We start from the raw sequence: 17,467 nt of genomic DNA, 5'->3' as shown, positions 1-17,467 counted from the left end.
GATCAGAGGGCCTCGAGGTGCAGCACGAAAGCCTGCAGCGGCCACAGCGTCGGCAACTGGAGGCCCACCTCGGCGAGCAGCGAACCGGGGAGCTCGATCTCGCCGGCGGTGAACCACTCCGGCGCGATCCAGCCGTAGGCGGGTGCGCCGATCTCGCGGCGCACGCGCACACGGTAGCGACGGTATCGGTCGAGCCCGTTCACGCGCAGGCGCTCGGCGCGGGCGTCCTCGAGGCTCGCGACCGTCGCCACGACGACGACCGCCGCGTCGTCGGCGACGAAGGCCGTCGCACGCCAGGCGGGGTCGCGCAGTTCGGGGTGCAGCATCCGTCCGCCGTGGACGATCGGCCGCAGCTCCTTGTAGAGCGCCGCGAACCGCGTGATCGTGGCGGTCTCGTCGTCGTCGCACGAGAGGATGTCCCACTCGAACCCGGCCGAGCCCATGAGGCTCGTCGCCATCCGGTACGACAGCGCGGTGGTGCGCCCCGACGAGTGCGACGTCGTCGGGCCGACGTGCGCGCCGACGAGCTCGGGCGGCAGCAGCAGGCCGGTCCAGCACTGGATGTCCTGGCGTTCCACCGGGTCGTTCGAGTCGCTCGCCCACACCCGGTCGGTGACCTCGAGGATCCCGAGGTCGGTGCGCGCACCCCCGCTCGAGCACGACTCGATCTCGAGCGACGGATGCCGCGACTTGAGCTCCGCGATGAGCTGGTAGACCGCCGTCATCTGGGCGTGCCCGCCGGGACGCCCGTCGTGCACGCTCTCGACGAGGTCGCGGTTGTGGTCCCACTTGATGAAGTCGATGCCGAGCTCGCCCACGAGCGCGTCGATCTGTCCGAGCACGTGGGCGTACGCGCCGGGATTCGCGAGGTCCATGACGTACTGCCCGCGCCACGACACCGCCGGATCGTGGTCGAGGTGCCCCGCGTGGTGCAGGAGCCAGTCCGGGTGGGCGCGCGCCACATCGGAGTCGAGGCTGATCATCTCGGGCTCGAACCACAGTCCGAACTGCATGCCGAGCTCGTGCACGCGCGCCGCGAGTGGACCCAGACCGTCGGCCCACACCGCCCGGTCGACGACCCAGTCGCCGAGGCTCGTCGAGTCGTCACGGCGACCCTGGAACCACCCGTCGTCGAGCACGAACCGCTCGATGCCGACCTCGGCGGCGCGCTCGGCGAGCGCGGCGAGCCGGTCGGCGTCGTGGTCGAAGTACACCGCCTCCCACGTGTTGAGCACGAGAGGGCGGACAGACGACGGATGCTGCGGCCGCGCCCGCAGCCAGGTGTGCACGCGGTGCGCGAAACCGTCGAGACCCTCGGCCGTGTACACGAAGGCCGTGCGCGGCGCCCGGTACTCGTCGCCCGGCGCGAGCCGGATCTCGCCGGGGCGCAGCAGCTCGCCGGCGCCGATCAGCGTCACCGCGTCGGTGATGCGGTCGACCCGCGTCGTGAGGTCGCTCGACCACGCGAGGTGCACGCCCCACAAGGCGCCGTCCTGCCAGCGCGGCGCCCCGATCCCGGCGATCGCCGCGACCGGGTTGTCGTGTCCGGGGCGGCCGCGACGCGTCTGCCGCACGGTGGCGCCGGCGGGCATCGGCGTCACGACCGGCCGCTTCTCACGCGTCCAGCGGCCGTCGAACGTCAGCAGGGTGTCGGTCGTCGACGGCACCGGCAGCGTCGCCTCGAGCCAGTCGACGTCGACCGGCGCCGCATCCGTCGCTCCCTCGTGCGCGAGCGCGTGCTGCACCCACACGACACCGCCGGCCTCGATGCCCACCGTGATCGACAGACGCAGACCGGATGCCGCATCCCGCGCCTCGACGGTGAACGACCGGTCGTCGGCCTCGAGGCCTGTCACGTCCCACCGCGCGTGATGCACGACGCCGTCGCGGCGCAGCTGCATCCCGGGGCGCCCCGTCCAGCCGTCACCCTCCTGCGGGGACAGCGAGACCTGCCACGCGGCGTCGAGCGTGCCCGGAGCGGTCTGCCGGCTCAGCGCCTTCGCGAGGGCGTCGGCATCGGCATCCGTGATCCTGCCGACAGGCGCACCCCAGTGCAGCACGTGCGGAAGACCCGGGCCGCGGGCGTCGACGAGCACGCCGACGCCCTCGCTCTCGAGACGGATGAAGCCGGGGGTCATGCGGTGGTCCTCTCTGCGGGGGTGCGTTCGCCGGTGCCGCGCTCGACGATCCAGGTCGGCATCTCGAGCTGGCGGGTGAAGCCGGCGGGATCCTGCATGCGCTCGATCGCGAGCGTCGCGGCCGCCTTGCCGAGTGCGAGCGGGTCGTAGCTGATCACGGTCACCCCGAGCACGTCGGCGGTGTCGAAGTCGTCGAAGCCGACGAGGGCCGTGCGGCCGTCGTCGTGGAGGTCGCGCAGCACGCGCAGCGCGTCGATCGTGACGCGGTTGTTCCCCGTGATGACGGCGGTGGGCGCGTCGTCGCGGTCGAGCAGATCGGCGATGAGGCCGTCGGCGGGTCGCGACAGGTCGTCTTCGAGGCGCTCCCACGCCGAGGAGTCGCGGATGCCGTAGGCCGCCAGGGCATCGCGGTAGCCGCGCAGGCGCTCGGCCTGCGTGTAGACGGACGCCGGGTTGCAGATGTAGCCGATGCGCCGGTGGCCGCGCTCGAGCAGTCGCGTCGTCGCGTCGAACACCCCGCGGTGGTTCTCGAGCACGATCGAGTCGGCGACGAGGTTGCGCGCCGGCCGGTCGATCGCGATCACCGGCGTGCCGAGATGGCGCTCGCCCTCGAGGTACGACTGGTCGTCGGCGACGGGGATGAGCAGCAGCGCGCCCAGGCGCTGGCCGAGGAGGGCGTCCGCGACGCGCTCCTCTCCCTCGGCGGTGTCGTCGGTCGTCGCGACGACGAGCGAGAAGCCGTGCGACGACAGCTCGCGTTCGATGCCCGCGGCGAGCTTGTAGTAGAACGGGTTGTTCAGCTCGCCCATGATGAACCCGATCGTGTTCGTCGGGCCGCCGCGGCGCAGACTGCGCGCCAGCGGGTTCGGGCGGAAACGCAGCCGCTTCGCGGCGCCGAGCACGCGCTCGACGGTCTCGGGCGCGACGAGGTCGCGGTGCGTGAAGACGCGCGAGACCGTCTTGGAGCTCACTCCCGCGAGCCGCGCGACGTCTTCGAGCGTCGCGCGCTGCTGAACGGTCATCAGGGGGCCTCCTTGCCGGCGGGGTTCACGCTAGCACCAGTCGCGCGGAAATGTCCACGTAGGACATTGCACAGACATCGGAGCATCGAAGGGCTGACAGATTACAAAATAATCCCAGTTCAAGAGGCTTGTTTCTTTGAACTATGCCGAACGGACAGGACAAGACAGCGATGACATCGAACGCTTGCGGAAACGCTTCGAATCGCTCTACTCTGACGGCGCGACGAACCACGCAACGGTGCGACGACGCGCACCGGCAGTTCAAGGGCGAACCTGACAAGGAGACATCACATGGCGAAGAAGGCATTCGCGGGCATCGCGCTGCTGGCGACCGCCGCGGTCGCGATCAGCGGCTGCGCGGGCGGCGGGGCGAGCGACGCCGACAACACGATCGACGGCGAGGTCAAGGGCGACATCAAGGTCCTGACCTGGCGCACCGACCTCGTGCAGGACGGCACGTACGACCGGTACGTCGAGGAGTTCGAGAAGAAGTATCCCGACGTCAACGTCACCATCGAGGCGGTCACCGACTACGCCACCGAGATGCAGACGCGCATGTCGACGACCAACTACGGCGACGTCATCGGCATCCCCACCATCCAGCCGGACCAGTTCGACCAGTTCCTCGAGCCGCTCGGCAAGACGGCGGACTTCGGCGACACCTACCGGTTCCTCCCGGCGGCGAGCTACGACGGCGAGCAGTACGGCATCGCGTGGGGCGGAAACGCCAACGGCGTGGTCTACAACAAGAAGGTCTTCGAAGAGGCCGGCGTCACCGAGCTGCCGACCAGCGAGGACGAGTGGCTCGACGCGCTCCAGAAAGTCAAGGACAACACCGACGCGATCCCGCTGTACACCAACTACAAGGGCGGCTGGCCGCTCACGCAGAGCTTCGGGAACCTCGGCGGGGTGACCGACGACGCGGACGCGTCCATCACGCTCGCCGAAGACCCGGCGCCGTGGACCGAAGGCACCGACATCTACGCGATCGACTCGCTGCTGTACGACAGCGTCGCCGCCGGCCTCACCGAGGACGACCCGCTGACCACCGACTGGGAGCAGTCGAAGGTGCTCATCGGCACCGGCGAGGTCGCCGCGATGACCCTCGGCTCATGGGCCGTGTCGCAGATGAAGGCCGCCGCCGAAGACAACGGCGCCTCGGCCGACGACATCGGGTTCTTCGCGTTCCCGGCGAACGTCGACGGCCAGCAGTACGCCGTGATCGGAGGCGACTACAACCTCGGCGTCAGCAAGCACTCGAAGTCGAAGGCCGCCGCCTGGGCGTTCATCCAGTGGATCGTCGGCGAGTCCGACTACACCGAGGTGCAGGGGATGGTCTCGACGCTGAAGGACGACCCGCTCCCCGAGTCGCTCACCGACTTCGAGGCTGCCGGCGTCGAGCTGATGGAGATCAACCCCGCCCCGGCCGGCAAGGAGGCGCTCCTCACCGAGACCGCGAACGAGGCGCAGATCGACCTGTACGGCCCGATCTACCGCCAGAAGCTCGTCGACATCGCCCGCGGCGCCGCCGACGGCGACAAGGAGAGCTACTTCGCGGAGCTCAACGAGAAGTGGGGCGCCGCGGTCGAGAGCCTCAAGGGCTGACGGAAGGGGGCGGCAGAGACATGGCCATCGCAACTCCTGGCGCAGCACCGGCGGATGCCCCCGCCGCCCTGTCCGCCCCCCTGCGCGGGCGCCGGCTTCGCGGGATCTCCCGCGGAGCCGGCACCCGGCGCGGCGGCTCCGCGGGGCGCACCGTGATGCAGCACCTCACACCGTGGCTGTTCCTCGCCGCGGCCGTGGGACTGCTCCTGCTGTTCACCTACTGGCCGGCGATCAACCTGTTCTACTACAGCGTCACCGACTGGGACGGCCTCGACCAGCAGAAGAACCTCGTCGGACTCGAGAACTACGTGCAGGTCTTCACCGACCCGCGCATCTTCTCGGTCTTCTTCATCAGCCTCTACTACTTCGCGGCGTCGTTCTTCCAGATCGCCATCGCACTGTACTTCGCGACGATCCTGAGCTTCTCGACGCGGTTCTCCAGCTTCTTCCGCGGAGTCCTGTTCTTCCCCTACCTGATCAACGGCGTGGCCGTCGGATTCGTCTTCCTGTACCTGTTCCAGCCCGGCGGCACCCTCGACACCGTCCTCAGCTGGTTCGGCGTCACCGAGCCGCCGCAGTGGCTCGGCAACCCGGACGTCGTCAACTGGTCGCTCGCCGCGACCTCGGTCTGGCGCTACACCGGCATGGGATTCGTGCTGTTCCTCGGCGCGATCCAGTCGATCCCCCACGAGCTCTACGAGGCGGCCGACATCGACGGTGCCAACCGCTGGGCGCAGTTCTGGGCGATCATCTTCCCCGGCATCCGCCGCGTGGTCGGCCTCACGGTGATCCTCGCGATCGCCGGCAGCCTCAGCGTGTTCGAGGTGCCCTTCGTGATGACCGGCGGCGCGAACGGCTCCTCCACGTTCGTCATCAACACGCTGCAGACCGCCTTCAGCTACCGGCAGGTGGGCCTCGCCTCGGCGATGGCCGTCGTCCTGCTGATCGTGGTGCTGGTCGTGACGTGGATCCAGCGCCGAGTCTTCCCCGACGAGAAGGTCGATCTCACATGACCACCACCGAAGAACCGCTCCGCACGATGCCGCTGCGGACCAGCCCGCCCGAGCCGAAGATCCGCGGACGCTCGCCCCTCGAGCGCGTGCGCTCGGGAAGCGCCACAACAGCGAAGTACACGAGTCTCATCGTCGCGGCCGTCGTCACGATCCTGCCGCTGTCGGTCCTGCTGTTCGCCGGGCTCAAGACCGCTCCCGAGTACGCGCAGACGGGGCCGTTCACGCCGCCGTCGAACTGGCTGAACTTCGACAACTTCGTGACCGCGTTCGTCAGCGGAAAGATGCTCGAAGGCTTCGTGAACACCACGATCGTCCTGGTTGTGTCGCTGGTGGGCACGATCTTCATCGGCACGATGGCCGCCTATGCGCTCGACCGCTTCAACTTCCGCGGCAAGCGGCTGGTGCTCGCGCTCTTCCTCATCGCGACGTTGATCCCCGGCGTCACGACGCAAGTCGCGACCTTCCAGCTGATCAGCGCCTTCGGTCTGTACGACTCGATGGCCGCCCTGATCATCCTGTTCATGGGCACCGACATCATCGCGATCTACCTGTTCATCCAGTTCATGCAGTCCATCCCGGTCTCGCTCGACGAGGCGGCGATGATCGACGGCGCGAACCGGTGGACGATCTACTGGCGCATCATCCTGCCGCTGCTGCGGCCGGCCATCGCGACCGTGGTGATCATCAAGGGCATCGCGATCTACAACGAGTTCTACCTCCCCTTCCTCTATCTGCCCTCGCAGGGATTCATCTCGACCTCCCTGTTCCGATTCAAGGGCCCGTACGGCGCGCAATGGGAGGTGATCGCCGCGGGTACGATCCTCGTGATCATCCCCACGTTCATCGCCTTCCTGCTGCTTCAGCGCTGGATCTACAAGGGCCTCACCGCAGGAGCCGTCAAGTGACCTCTTCCCTCTCCTTCCGTCCGATCGACGCCGGCTGGACGCTCCGCGCTTCCGCGGGACCTGCTCCCGAGGGATTCGCGGATGCCGTCACCGCCGCCGTCCCCGGGTGCGTGCACACCGACCTCCTGGCCGCGGGTCTGATCCCCGACCCGTTCCTCGACGACAACGAGTCGGCGCTGGCGTGGATCGGACTCGTCGACTGGACGTACGCAACGACGTTCGTATGGACGAAGGATGCCGCGGACCGCACCGATCTCGTCTTCGAGGGGCTCGACACCGTGACGACGATCCTCCTCAACGGTCGCGAGGTCGGGTCGACGGCGAACCAGCACCGTTCTTACCGGTTCGACGTGCGCGGCGCGCTCGTCGAGGGCGACAACGAGCTCGTGGTGCGCTTCCGCTCCCCGGTGAAGTACGCGAACGAGCAGAGCGTCGCACTCGGCGTGCGCCAGCGCCCGTACCCGCTCCCCTACGACGCGATCCGCAAGTCCGCGTGCAGCTTCGGATGGGACTGGGGCATCGCGACCTACACGAGCGGCATCGTGAAGCCGGTCGCGCTGGAGTCCTGGTCGGTCGCGCGTCTCGCGCAGACGCGCGTCGTCGCGACACCGGACGGCGACGGCGGCACGGTCACGGTGGAGGTGGAGCTCGAGCGGGCGGGGGATGCAGCATCCATTCCTCTCACTGTCAGCATCGCGGTGAACGGCCCGGGACTGGGCGACGGCGCACTGCCAGGTGCGTTCGTGGAGGTCGAAGGCGACCGGGCGCGGGTGCGCCTCGACCTCGACGCCGTCGAGCGGTGGTGGCCCGCAGGCTACGGCGAGCAGCCCCTGTACGTGGTCGACGTGCGGCTCCACGGGGACGGACCGGATGTGCTCGACGCGACCCACCGCGTGGTGGGCTTCCGCGACGTGCGCTGGGACATGACGCCCGACGACGCGGGCACGCCGTTCACGCTCGTCGTGAACGACCAGCCGGTGTTCGTCAAGGGCGTGAACTGGATCCCCGACGACGCACTCACCGTGCGCGTCACGCGCGACCGCGTGCGCCGCCGCTTCGAGCAGGCGCTCGACGCGAACCTCAACCTCATCCGCGTGTGGGGAGGCGGGCTCTACGAGTCCGACGACTTCTACGAGCTGGCCGACGAGATGGGACTCCTGGTCTGGCAGGACTTCCTGTTCGCGTGCGCTGCGTACGCCGAGGAGGATCCGCTGCGGTCCGAGGTCGAGGCGGAGGCGCGCGAGAACATCGTGCGGCTGAGCCACCATGCGTCCCTCGTGCTGCTCACCGGCAACAACGAGAACCTGTGGGGCTACGAGGACTGGGGCTGGAAGCTGCGCCTCGACGGCAAGACCTGGGGCGCGCACTACTACTACGAGCTGTTCCCCTCGCTCGTCGCCGAGCTCGCACCGCACGTGCCGTACGCGGCAGGCAGCCCGTTCAGCCCCGGCATGGGCTGGGACGGCGAGGCGCAGACCGGTCCGCACCCCAACGACGAGCAGCACGGCTCGATGCACCTGTGGGAGCAGTGGAACCGTCGCGACTGGCCCACCTACCGGGAGCACACGCCGCGGTTCGTCGCCGAGTTCGGCTGGCAGGGCCCGCCGGCGTGGTCGACCCTCGTGCGCTCCGTGTCGGACGCGCCGCTGACCCCCGAATCGCCCGGCATGATTGTGCACCAGAAGGCGATGGAGGGCAACACCAAGCTCTCGAACGGGCTGATCCCCCACTTCCGGATGCCGGAGGCCATGGAGGACTGGCACTGGGCGATGCAGCTCAACCAGGCGCTCGCCGTGCGCACCGCGCTGGAGCACTTCCGCTCGTGGGCGCCGCACACGCAGGGCGCGATCGTGTGGCAGCTCAACGACTGCTGGCCGGTCACCTCGTGGGCCGCGATCGACGGCGACGAGCGCCCCAAGCCGCTGTACTACGGGCTGAAGAACGCCTTCGCCCCTCGGCTGGCGACGATCCAGCCCCGCGACGGCGGTCTGGCCGCGGTGCTCGTCAACGACACGCACGAGCCGTGGGAGGGCGACGTCGTGGCGCGCCGCCTCGGGTTCGCGGGCGACGAGCTCGCCCGGTTCGCGACCCCGGTCTCGCTGGCCCCGCGCGAGACGCTGACCGTGTCGCTGCCCGCCGACATCGCGGGTGCCGACGACGTGGCGTCCGAGCTCGTGGTGGCGGGCGTGGACGACGTCCGGGGATTCTGGTTCTTCGCCGAACCCCGGGACTCGGCACTCGGTGCGGCCGGCGTCGAGGTGCACACCGAGCCGGTGGCGGACGGCACGCAGGTCACGCTCACCGCCTCCACACTGGTGCGCGACCTCACGCTCCTCGTCGACAAGGTCGACCCCGATGCCGTGGCCTCCGATGCGCTCGTCACCCTGCTGCCAGGCGAGAGCGCGACGCTCGTCGTGCGTCACGACGGCGACGGGCTCGCCGCATCCGTCCTCTCCGATCCGCGCGTGCTGCGCACCGCCAACGAGCTGGTCGCCTCGTGACCGCCGAGACCACCCGGGCGCTCGGGCCGTACGTGGCCGGAATGACCTGGGGATGGACAGGCGTGCGCGGAACATGGGCGACGGCCGAGGCATCCGAGTCCCTGCGGCTGATGGCCGACCACGGCGTGAACTGGACCGCGCTGGCGTACGCGGCCCTGCAGGACACCGCCCAGTCGACCGAGGTGCGGTTCCGTGAGGAGCCGACGGTGACCGACGACGAGATCGTGTGGGCGATCCGCGAGGCGAAGGCGCTCGGGCTGAAGGTGTGTCTGAAGCCCGTCGTCAATGTCGCCGACGGCACGTGGCGCGCGCACATCGGGTTCTTCGACCAGGACGTCCCGGGCGAGCCGACGTGGGGCGAGTGGTTCGCGTCGTACCGCGAGTTCATCGTGCACGCCGCGCGCCTCGCGGAGGCGGAGGGCTGCGAGATGCTCTGTGTCGGCTGCGAGATGGTGCGCGCCGACGCCCGCGAGGCCGAGTGGCGCGAGCTCATCGCCGCCGTGCGGGCCGAGTACTCCGGCATCGTGACGTACAACTGCGACAAGTACCAGGAGGACCGCCTCGGCTGGTGGGATGCGGTCGACGTCGTGAGCTCGAGCGGCTACTACCCCGTCGACCGGTGGGAGGCCGAACTCGACCGCATCGAGGCGGCCGTCGCCGCGACGGGCAAGCCGTTCTTCTTCATGGAGGCCGGGTGCCCCTCGCGCGAGGGATCGCCGGATCGCCCGAACGACTGGTCGCTGCCCGGGGAGGTTTCCCCCGGCGAGCAACTGCGGTACTACAGGGTCATGTTCGAGGCGTGCGCGCAGCGCGCGTGGGTGGGGGGATTCATGTTGTGGGACTGGCCTGCACGCCTGTACTCCGCTGAGGAGGCGGAGTTCAACGACGACTACTGCCCGTACGGCAAGCCGGCCGGCGAGTATCTGCGCGCACAGTACTCGGCACTCGCGGCGGGGGTCTCGCGATGACCGCCGCAGTGCTGGCGATCGATGCAGGCCAGACCGGGATCAAGGTGCGCGTGCGCGAGCACGACATCGTGTTCCCCGGCATCCGCACCGGAGAGCCCCTCCTGCCCCAGCTCGCCGCCGTCACGCACGCCGCGATCGAGCGCACCGGCGCCGAGGTCTCGGTCGTGAGCGCCGGCGTCTCGGGTCTCACGACACGGGAATCGGATGCTGCCGCCTTCCTCGCCCGGATCGACGACGCCGGCGTGCACGAGGTGATCCTCGCGCACGACTCGACGACGTCGTTCCTCGGGGCACTCGGCGACACTCGCGGCGCGGTCGTCGCGGCGGGCACCGGCGTGGTCACGCTCGCGGTCGGCGCCTCGCGGGTGGCGCGCGTCGACGGCTGGGGCTACCTCATGGGCGACGCGGGCAGCGGCTACTGGATCGGCCGCGAGGCCCTCGACGCCGTGATGCGCGAGTACGACGGCCGCGGTCCCGCGACCGCGCTGCGCGCCGTCGCCGAGGAGCGGTGGCCCGACCTCAGCCAGGCGTACATCCACCTGCAGTCCGACCCCGAGCGCGTGAGCGTGATCGCGTCCTTCGCAGCCCACGTCGCGCGACTCGCGACCGAGGGCGACCCGGTCTCGCAGAACATCACCGTCCGCGCCGGCGGGGAGCTCGCCCACAGCGTCGAGACGGCGCTGCGCCGCGTGCGCTCCGACGACGAGCGCGAGCACTTCGCCGCGTGCGCGATCGGCGGCGTGTTCCGCTCCCCGCAGCTGCGCGAGGCCTTCGCCTCGCACATCGCCGCCAGCGAGTTCGACGCCACGCTGGTCGAGCCTCTCGGCCACGGCATCGACGGCGCCGCGGCCCTCGCGGGCCTCGCGCCGCAGCATCCACTCGCCCACGCGGTCTCTGTCGCCTACGCCTGATCCACGGTCGTGGAACCCGGCCGCGCCTCGAGCCCTGCCCCACCACTTCGACAGGTCAACCGGGCTTCTGCAGGCGCCCCCAGTCGGATTCGCTCCTGTGGAAGCCCGGTTGACCTGTTGCGGGCGGCGCGGCGCTCGGAAGAGAAGAGACAAGACGACGGATGCCCCGGCCCTGAGTGTGGACAGGGGGCCGGGGCATCCGGGGTCTCAGACGTGGGTCAGACGAGCGACTCCCGCCAAGCGGCGTGGAGCTGCGCGAACTTGCCGGTGCCGCCGATGAGCTCCTCGGGGGTGTCGTCCTCGATGATCTCGCCGCGCTCCATGACGAGCACGCGGTCGGCGATCGCGACCGTCGACAGACGGTGCGCGATGATGATCGCGGTGCGGTCGGCGAGCAGCGTCTGCAGCGCGTCCTGGATCTGGCGCTCCGACGGGATGTCGAGCGACGCGGTCGCTTCGTCGAGGATCAGCACCGCCGGGTTCGCGAGGAACGCCCGTGCGAACGAGATCAGCTGGCGCTGACCCGCCGACACTCGGCCGCCGCGCTTGTTGACGTCGGTGCCGTAGCCGTCGGGAAGAGCCTGGATGAAGGTGTCCGCTCCGACCGCGCGAGCCGCCGCCTGGATCTCGTCGAGCGTCGCGTCGGGCTTGCCGAGCGCGATGTTGTCGGCGACCGTGCCGCTGAACAGGTAGGCCTCCTGCGTGACCATGACGATCGCGCGACGGAGATCCTTCGGGTGCAGGCTGCGCAGGTCCACGCCGTCGAGCGTCACCGCACCGCGGGTCGGGTCGTAGAACCGCGACACGAGCTTGGCGAGCGTCGACTTGCCGGCACCCGTCGTCCCCACGAGCGCGATCGTCTGACCGGCCGGGATGTCGAGCGAGAAATCCGGAAGGATGACGCGGTCCTGCGAGTACCCGAACAGCACGTCGTCGAACCGGATGTGGCCCTTCGCGGCCCACAGGTCGACCGGGTTCTTGGGGTCGGGAACCGTGGGCTCCTCCTCCAGGACGCCCGACACCTTCTCGAGCGCCGCCGTCGCGGACTGGTACGAGTTCAGGAAGAACGCGACCTCCTGCAGCGGCGAGAAGAAGTTGCGGACGTACAGCACCGCCGACAGCAGGAAGCCGATCTCCATCGCGCCGTCGACGACGCGGATGCCGCCCCACGCGACCACGATCGCGAGCGTGAACGACGCCACCGCCATGAGTCCCGGCTCGAACGTGCCGAACAGGCGGATCGAGCGCATGTTGACGTCGCGGTAGTCCAGCGCGAGACCGCCGAACTCCTCGTCGTTGCGCCCCTCCTTGCGGAAGGCCTTCACGGCGCGGATGCCCGTCATCGTCTCGACGAACTTGACGATCACCTTCGCGCTGACGACGCGCGACTCGCGGTAGACGAGCTGCGAGCGCGTGTAGAACCAGCGCATCAGGAGGAACAGCGGGATGCCCATGAACGTGAGGATCAGGCCCGACTGCCAGTCCACGAGGAACAGCGCGACCAGCGTGAACGCTCCGTAGAGGATGCCCGAGACCAGCTCGTTGAGGCCTCCGTCGAGGAGTTCGCGGATGGTGTCGAGGTCGCTCGTCTGGCGCGAGATGATGCGGCCCGACGTGTACGACTCGTGGAACTCCAGGCTCAGCCGCTGCGTGTGCAGGAAGATGCGCTTGCGGAGGTCGAGCATGATCGCCTGCGTGAGGCGCGCGGCGACGACCACGTACCACCCGATGAGGGCGGCGCCGCCGAGAGCCGTGACGAGGTACACGAGGACCACGAGGATCGTCGGCGCCCAGTCCATGCGCTCGACCGCGGCCGGCAGCGCGTTGTTGATGCCGACACCGATGAGCCACGGCCCCGCGACGCGCAGTGCGGTCGAGACGACGAGCACGACGCCCGCGAGGATCAGCTGCGCGCGCACCGGCGAGATGAGCGAGCCGAGGAGGCGCAGCGAGCGCTTGCGGATCGCCTTGCTCTCATCGCGCGTGTAATCGGAGCGGTCTTCGCCGCTCGTTCCGGTCACCGTGGTGCTCACAGGGTCACCTCCCATTCCTGGTCTTCCTGTCTCGCCCTGAGCCGGGCTTCTTCGACCTCGAGGCTCGAGATCACGTGTCGGTAGTGCTCGCTGGTGCGCAGCAGTTCGGAGTGCGTGCCGACCGCGGTCACGCGGCCCGCCTCGAGCAGCGCCACCCGGTCGGCGAGCGTGACCGTCGACGGGCGGTGCGCGACCACGAGCGCGGTCGTCTCGTGCAGCACCTCGCGGAGCGCATCCTCGACGAGTGCCTCGGTGTCGACGTCGAGCGCCGACAGCGGGTCGTCGAGGACGAGCACGGCGGGCCGTGCGGCGACGGCGCGCGCGAGCGCGAGACGCTGGCGCTGGCCGCCCGAGAGCGACAGGCCCTCCTCGCCGATGATCGTGTCGACGCCGTCCGGCAGGTCGTCGACGAACGACGCCTGCGCCACCTCGAGCGCCTCGCGCATGACGCGCTCGGCCTCGTCGCTGCCGGGCACGAGATCCTCGCGGCCCAGCAGCACGTTGTCACGCACCGACTGGGAGAAGAGGGTCGCGTCCTCGAACGCCATGCCGATGTGCCGGCGCAGCTCGGCGAGCGTCAGATCGCGCACGTCGACGCCGTCCAGCGTCACGCGGCCACCGGTCACGTCGTAGAGCCGCGTCGGCAGCGTCGTGAGGGTCGTCTTTCCCGACCCGGTCAGGCCCACGAGAGCCATCGTCTCGCCCGGCCGGAGCACGAGGTCGACGCCGTCGAGCAGGTCGCGCTCGCGCTCCGCAGCATCCTGATACCGGAAGTGCACGCCTTCGAACGCGAGCTCGCCGCGCGGCTTCGCGATGGTGGCCGGCTCCTCGGGGTCGACGATCGTGTTCTGCTCGTCGAACACCTCGAAGATGCGGTCGGTCGCGGTGCGCGCGTCGAGCAGGAATGAGAACAGGAAGCCGATCGACTCCATCGGCCAACGCAGCACCGTCGCCATGGCGAAGAACGCGATGAGCTCTGCGCCCTGCAGCTGACCGATGGCGGTCAGGTAGATGCCGGCGCCGAGGCACAGCGCGAACGCGATGTCGGGCAGCAGCACGAGCCAGAACCAGATCCAGCCGACGGCCCGGGCCTTGCTCAGCTCGGTCTCGCGCAGCGTCTCGGCCTGTCGCGTGAACTTCTGCAGCGCGTGCTTGCCGCGGCCGAAGGCCTTGAGCACGCGGATGCCGTGGACGCTCTCCTCGACGGACGTGGCGAGGTCGCCGGCCTGGTCCTGCGACTGGCGCGCGAGCGTGCCGTAGGACTTCTCGAACCGGTACCCCGCGTACCAGAGCGGGGCGGACGTGACGAGGAAGATCGTGCCGAGCGCCCAGTGCCAGCGGAACAGCAGCGCGGTGCCGACGACGATGGTGATCACGTTGACGACGAGCAGCACGACGCCGAAGGCGAGCCAGCGGCGCAGCATGCTGATGTCCTGCATCATGCGGCTCAGCAGCTGCCCGGACTGCCACCGGTCGTGGAAGGAGACCGGCAGGCGCTGCAGGCGCGAGTAGAACGTCTGGCGCAGCTCGTACTCGACCATGGTCGCGGGGCCGAGCACGAACCAGCGGCGGAGCCAGACCATGAGGGCCTCGGCGAGGCCCAGCGCGAGGATCGCGGCGGCGCCCCACCCGATCATGGCGATGTCGCCGGAGGCGATCGGGCCGCCGACCACCTGCTCGAGCACGAGCGGGATCGTCAGCGCGAGCAGGCTGGCGACGAGCGCGCTGGCGGCGCCCATGATGAGACGCGGAAGCACGGGCTTCGCGAACGGGAGGAGCCGGGCGAGGGCTGTGAAGGTGGACAGTTCGGACCGTTGCGGCTGTTCTGATCGCTCAGGAAGGGCGGTGGTGGTCATGATCCTTGTGGGGGTGTTGCGGTGACCCGTCGTCGGGTCGCGAGGCGACAGCGCCGTGTGGGAGCGCTGTCATGAGAGAGGAGCTTCCTCGGTGAGGAACGCTCCGGAGGACGGCGGTATGCCGAATCCGGCCGGGCCGGCAGGTGCGAGGAGGCGGACTACCCCTGAACGCGGGGACGCGGCAGCCGGGAGACGGCGCGGGGTCCCGCGGGACGGAGGACGAAGGCGGTCTTCGCGGCGATGGCGGCCTGATACATTTCTTCCTCCTTGGGCTCAGCGGAAAGGGCTGCGCACTCCGCTAGGTCGTAGCGACGCGACAGCCCTCCAGCATATACCTGAGAATTCTCTGAAAGCAACAACCGCTTTCCGGTCCCCCGGAAAGCGGTTGAGGCGGGCGATTCAGATGAGCGCGGGCACCGCCGCTTCACGGTCGAGCAGGCGCTGCTTGACGGGCAGTCCCCACGCGAACCCGCCGAGCGTGCCGTCGGTGCGCAGCACCCGATGGCACGGCACGAAGAGCGCGGGCGCGTTGCGCGCACAGATGGATGCCGCGGCCCGCACCGCACTCGGAGACCCGAGCTCGACGGCGAACTCGCTGTAGGTCAGCGGTCGACCGGGGGCGATCCGCCGCAGCGCATCCCACCCGGCGAGCTGCATCGCGGTGCCGTACTGCGCGACGGCGACGTCGTCGATCGCGCCGAGGTCTCCGCCGTAGTAGGCGGCGACAGCGGCCGCAGCATCCGTCTCGCCCTTCTCGACGGATGAGGGGCGTACGCGGTCCGCGAGACGGCCGAGGATCGCGTCGGCGTCGGCGGTCCACCCCGAGGCGAGCACGCGCCCGTCGTCGTCGGCGAGGAGCGTGAACGCGCCGTCGGGGGTGTCGAGTGTCTGGATGGTGGCGGTGGTCATGAGATGCCTCCGGTGGTCGTGGGTGACGGTGTGGGGATGATGGATGCCGCGACCCGGCGCGGTGCGGCGGGCTTCGGCGGGACGGCGCGCCAGAGGTGGGCGGTGAGGTAGCTGCGCCACGGGGCCGTGCGGGCGGCCCACGCGTCGAGCGGGCGCGCCTCGGCGGGAAGCCCGACGGCTGCAGCCCCGGCACGCACCGCGACGTCGCCCGGGAGGAAGACGTCGGGGTCGGCGAGCACGCGCATGCGCACGTAGTCGGCGGTCCACGGGCCGATGCCGGGCATCGCGAGGAGCGCGGCGCGCTGCTCGACCGCGTCGTCGCCGGCGGTGAGGGTGAGCGAGCCGTCGGCGAGGGCCGCGGCGGCGCCCGTGATGGCGCGGATGCGCGCGGCGGGGCCGCGGAGCACCTCGGGGCCCCGTTCGGCGATCGCGGCCATGGTCGGGAACAGCCGGACGGGGCTGTCGTCGGGGTCGGTGGCGGGCGACAGCATCCCTGCGAAGGCGGGGACCTCCTCCCCCAGCGCAGCCGTGAGCGCCGTGAGCGCGGTGCGTGCGGCGACGACGGTGATCTGCTGCCCCACCATCGCCCGGATGAGCATCTCGTGCGGATCTGCGGCGCCCGGGACGCGGATGCCCGGCAGCGCCTCGACGAGAGGGGCGAGCTCGAGATGCTGCGCCAGCGACTCGTCGACCGCGTCGGGATCGGCGTCGAGGTCGAAGAGGCGACGCGCGCGCGTGACGAGCGTCGAGAGGTCGGCGAGGTTCGTGAGCGCAGCGCGCAGCCGCACGCGCTCGAGGTCGTCGAGCCGGAGTTCGAACCACGCGGGTCCGTGGGGCAGGCGGATCGTGCGGGCGAAGGTCGACGCCGTCGCCGCCTCGGCACCCGAGACGGCACGGGCCGCCATCCATGCGAAGAGTCCCGGGGCATCGAGAGCGCCGCGGTGCGGAAGCGCGAGGTCGATCGTGACCCCGGGCGCCGAACCCGCCGCACCCGGCCCCTCATGCCGCGAGACGCGGCGCCGCGCCCGGAGCTCGAGCGGCGGCATCCCGAACACCTCACGGATGGTGTCGTTGAACTGGCGCACGCTCGCGAACCCGCTCGAGAACGCGACGTCGGCGGCCGTGAGGTCGGTGCCGACGAGCAGCATGCGTGCGGTCTGCGCGCGGTGCGCACGGCTGAGGGCGAGCGGACCGGCGCCGAGCTCGGCGGTGAGCAGCCGCGTCAGGTGCCGCGGCGAGTAGCCGAGCCGGCTGGCGAGCCCGGGCACGCCCTCGCGCTCGACGACGCCGTCGGCGATGAGCCGCATCGCACGACCGGCGGTATCGCCCCGCAGGTTCCATTGCGGCGACCCCGGCGCGGCCTCGGGCAGGCACCGCTTGCACGCGCGGTAGCCCGCCTCGTGCGCGGCGGCGCTGGTCGGATAGAACGTCACGTTCGAGGGCTTCGGCGTGCGCGCGGGGCAGCTCGGGCGGCAGTAGATGCCGGTCGAGCGCACCGCCGTGACGAACTGCCCATCGAAGCGGGCGTCGCGCGAATCGATCGCGCGGTACCTCTCGTCGAACGTCATGACCAGGCTCATGCCCCTAGCCTGACACGCTCCCCCGA

General features: G+C 70.2%; 12 protein-coding genes. 6 read left to right on the top strand and 6 right to left on the bottom strand.

The window, feature by feature from the left end; translation table 11 throughout:
- Nucleotides 1-2 precede the first annotated feature (2 nt).
- A complete protein-coding gene (locus tag ACLBXX_RS04270) occupies nucleotides 3-2,138 on the bottom strand; it encodes an alpha-galactosidase (RefSeq protein ID WP_447656970.1) in 2,136 nt (711 codons plus the stop codon).
- Entirely contained in the window at nucleotides 2,135-3,160 is a 1,026-nt protein-coding gene (locus tag ACLBXX_RS04265; protein WP_447656969.1) for a LacI family DNA-binding transcriptional regulator, read from the bottom strand. The genes ACLBXX_RS04270 and ACLBXX_RS04265 overlap by 4 nt, the downstream gene beginning before the upstream one ends.
- 291 nt (nucleotides 3,161-3,451) lie before the next feature.
- Between ACLBXX_RS04265 and ACLBXX_RS04260 the strand changes: the two genes are divergently transcribed.
- The 6 genes from ACLBXX_RS04260 to ACLBXX_RS04235 are packed head-to-tail and all read left to right on the top strand — an operon-like array spanning nucleotide 3,452 to nucleotide 11,063.
- Entirely contained in the window at nucleotides 3,452-4,765 is a 1,314-nt protein-coding gene (locus ACLBXX_RS04260; protein ID WP_447656968.1) for an ABC transporter substrate-binding protein, read from the top strand.
- 20 nt (nucleotides 4,766-4,785) lie between these two features.
- Nucleotides 4,786-5,778 (top strand): carbohydrate ABC transporter permease, encoded by a 993-nt coding sequence (locus tag ACLBXX_RS04255; RefSeq protein WP_447656967.1) that lies wholly within the window; start codon nucleotides 4,786-4,788, stop codon nucleotides 5,776-5,778.
- Entirely contained in the window at nucleotides 5,775-6,683 is a 909-nt protein-coding gene (locus ACLBXX_RS04250) for a carbohydrate ABC transporter permease (protein WP_310247568.1), read from the top strand. Before ACLBXX_RS04255 ends, ACLBXX_RS04250 begins: the two co-directional genes overlap by 4 nt.
- The gene (locus ACLBXX_RS04245) at nucleotides 6,680-9,184 is read left to right on the top strand and encodes a glycoside hydrolase family 2 protein (protein ID WP_447656966.1); all 2,505 of its coding nucleotides are present in this window, start codon (nucleotides 6,680-6,682) and stop codon (nucleotides 9,182-9,184) included. Before ACLBXX_RS04250 ends, ACLBXX_RS04245 begins: the two co-directional genes overlap by 4 nt.
- Nucleotides 9,181-10,152: a glycoside hydrolase family 113 gene (locus ACLBXX_RS04240; protein ID WP_447656965.1), complete on the top strand. Its 972-nt coding sequence runs from the start codon at nucleotides 9,181-9,183 to the stop codon at nucleotides 10,150-10,152. The genes ACLBXX_RS04245 and ACLBXX_RS04240 overlap by 4 nt, the downstream gene beginning before the upstream one ends.
- A complete protein-coding gene (locus ACLBXX_RS04235) occupies nucleotides 10,149-11,063 on the top strand; it encodes an N-acetylglucosamine kinase (RefSeq protein ID WP_447656964.1) in 915 nt (304 codons plus the stop codon). The genes ACLBXX_RS04240 and ACLBXX_RS04235 overlap by 4 nt, the downstream gene beginning before the upstream one ends.
- A gap of 218 nt (nucleotides 11,064-11,281) precedes the next feature.
- Here ACLBXX_RS04235 and ACLBXX_RS04230 read toward each other — a convergent pair whose 3' ends face one another.
- The 4 genes from ACLBXX_RS04230 to ACLBXX_RS04215 form a co-directional block, all read right to left on the bottom strand.
- Nucleotides 11,282-13,111, bottom strand: a complete 1,830-nt coding sequence (locus ACLBXX_RS04230) for an ABC transporter ATP-binding protein (RefSeq protein ID WP_447656963.1) — start codon at nucleotides 13,109-13,111, stop codon at nucleotides 11,282-11,284.
- Nucleotides 13,093-14,952 carry an ABC transporter ATP-binding protein gene (locus ACLBXX_RS04225; protein ID WP_447656962.1) on the bottom strand — a complete coding sequence of 620 codons (1,860 nt, stop codon included), beginning with the start codon at nucleotides 14,950-14,952 and terminating at the stop codon, nucleotides 13,093-13,095. The genes ACLBXX_RS04230 and ACLBXX_RS04225 overlap by 19 nt, the downstream gene beginning before the upstream one ends.
- Nucleotides 14,953-15,351: 399 nt before the next feature.
- Entirely contained in the window at nucleotides 15,352-15,861 is a 510-nt protein-coding gene (locus tag ACLBXX_RS04220) for a methylated-DNA--[protein]-cysteine S-methyltransferase (RefSeq protein WP_447656961.1), read from the bottom strand.
- Nucleotides 15,858-17,441, bottom strand: a complete 1,584-nt coding sequence (locus ACLBXX_RS04215; protein WP_447656960.1) for a DNA-3-methyladenine glycosylase 2 family protein — start codon at nucleotides 17,439-17,441, stop codon at nucleotides 15,858-15,860. The genes ACLBXX_RS04220 and ACLBXX_RS04215 overlap by 4 nt, the downstream gene beginning before the upstream one ends.
- Nucleotides 17,442-17,467 lie beyond the last annotated feature (26 nt).

It is taken from the genome of Microbacterium sp. C23T, assembly GCF_053345975.1.
The sequence above is the reverse complement of the archived record's forward strand: the minus strand, read 5'-3'. Positions and strand labels throughout refer to the sequence as shown.

What these genes read in the sequence shown, in the direction of transcription:
- ACLBXX_RS04270 (WP_447656970.1), bottom strand. Translation starts at nt 2,138, where the DNA reads ATGACCCCCGGCTTCATCCGTCTCGAGAGCGAGGGCGTCGGCGTGCTC.
- ACLBXX_RS04265 (WP_447656969.1), bottom strand. Translation starts at nt 3,160, where the DNA reads ATGACCGTTCAGCAGCGCGCGACGCTCGAAGACGTCGCGCGGCTCGCG.
- ACLBXX_RS04260 (WP_447656968.1), top strand. Translation starts at nt 3,452, where the DNA reads ATGGCGAAGAAGGCATTCGCGGGCATCGCGCTGCTGGCGACCGCCGCG.
- ACLBXX_RS04255 (WP_447656967.1), top strand. Translation starts at nt 4,786, where the DNA reads ATGGCCATCGCAACTCCTGGCGCAGCACCGGCGGATGCCCCCGCCGCC.
- ACLBXX_RS04250 (WP_310247568.1), top strand. Translation starts at nt 5,775, where the DNA reads ATGACCACCACCGAAGAACCGCTCCGCACGATGCCGCTGCGGACCAGC.
- ACLBXX_RS04235 (WP_447656964.1), top strand. Translation starts at nt 10,149, where the DNA reads ATGACCGCCGCAGTGCTGGCGATCGATGCAGGCCAGACCGGGATCAAG.
- ACLBXX_RS04230 (WP_447656963.1), bottom strand. Translation starts at nt 13,111, where the DNA reads ATGGGAGGTGACCCTGTGAGCACCACGGTGACCGGAACGAGCGGCGAA.
- ACLBXX_RS04225 (WP_447656962.1), bottom strand. Translation starts at nt 14,952, where the DNA reads ATGACCACCACCGCCCTTCCTGAGCGATCAGAACAGCCGCAACGGTCC.
- ACLBXX_RS04220 (WP_447656961.1), bottom strand. Translation starts at nt 15,861, where the DNA reads ATGACCACCGCCACCATCCAGACACTCGACACCCCCGACGGCGCGTTC.
- ACLBXX_RS04215 (WP_447656960.1), bottom strand. Translation starts at nt 17,441, where the DNA reads ATGAGCCTGGTCATGACGTTCGACGAGAGGTACCGCGCGATCGATTCG.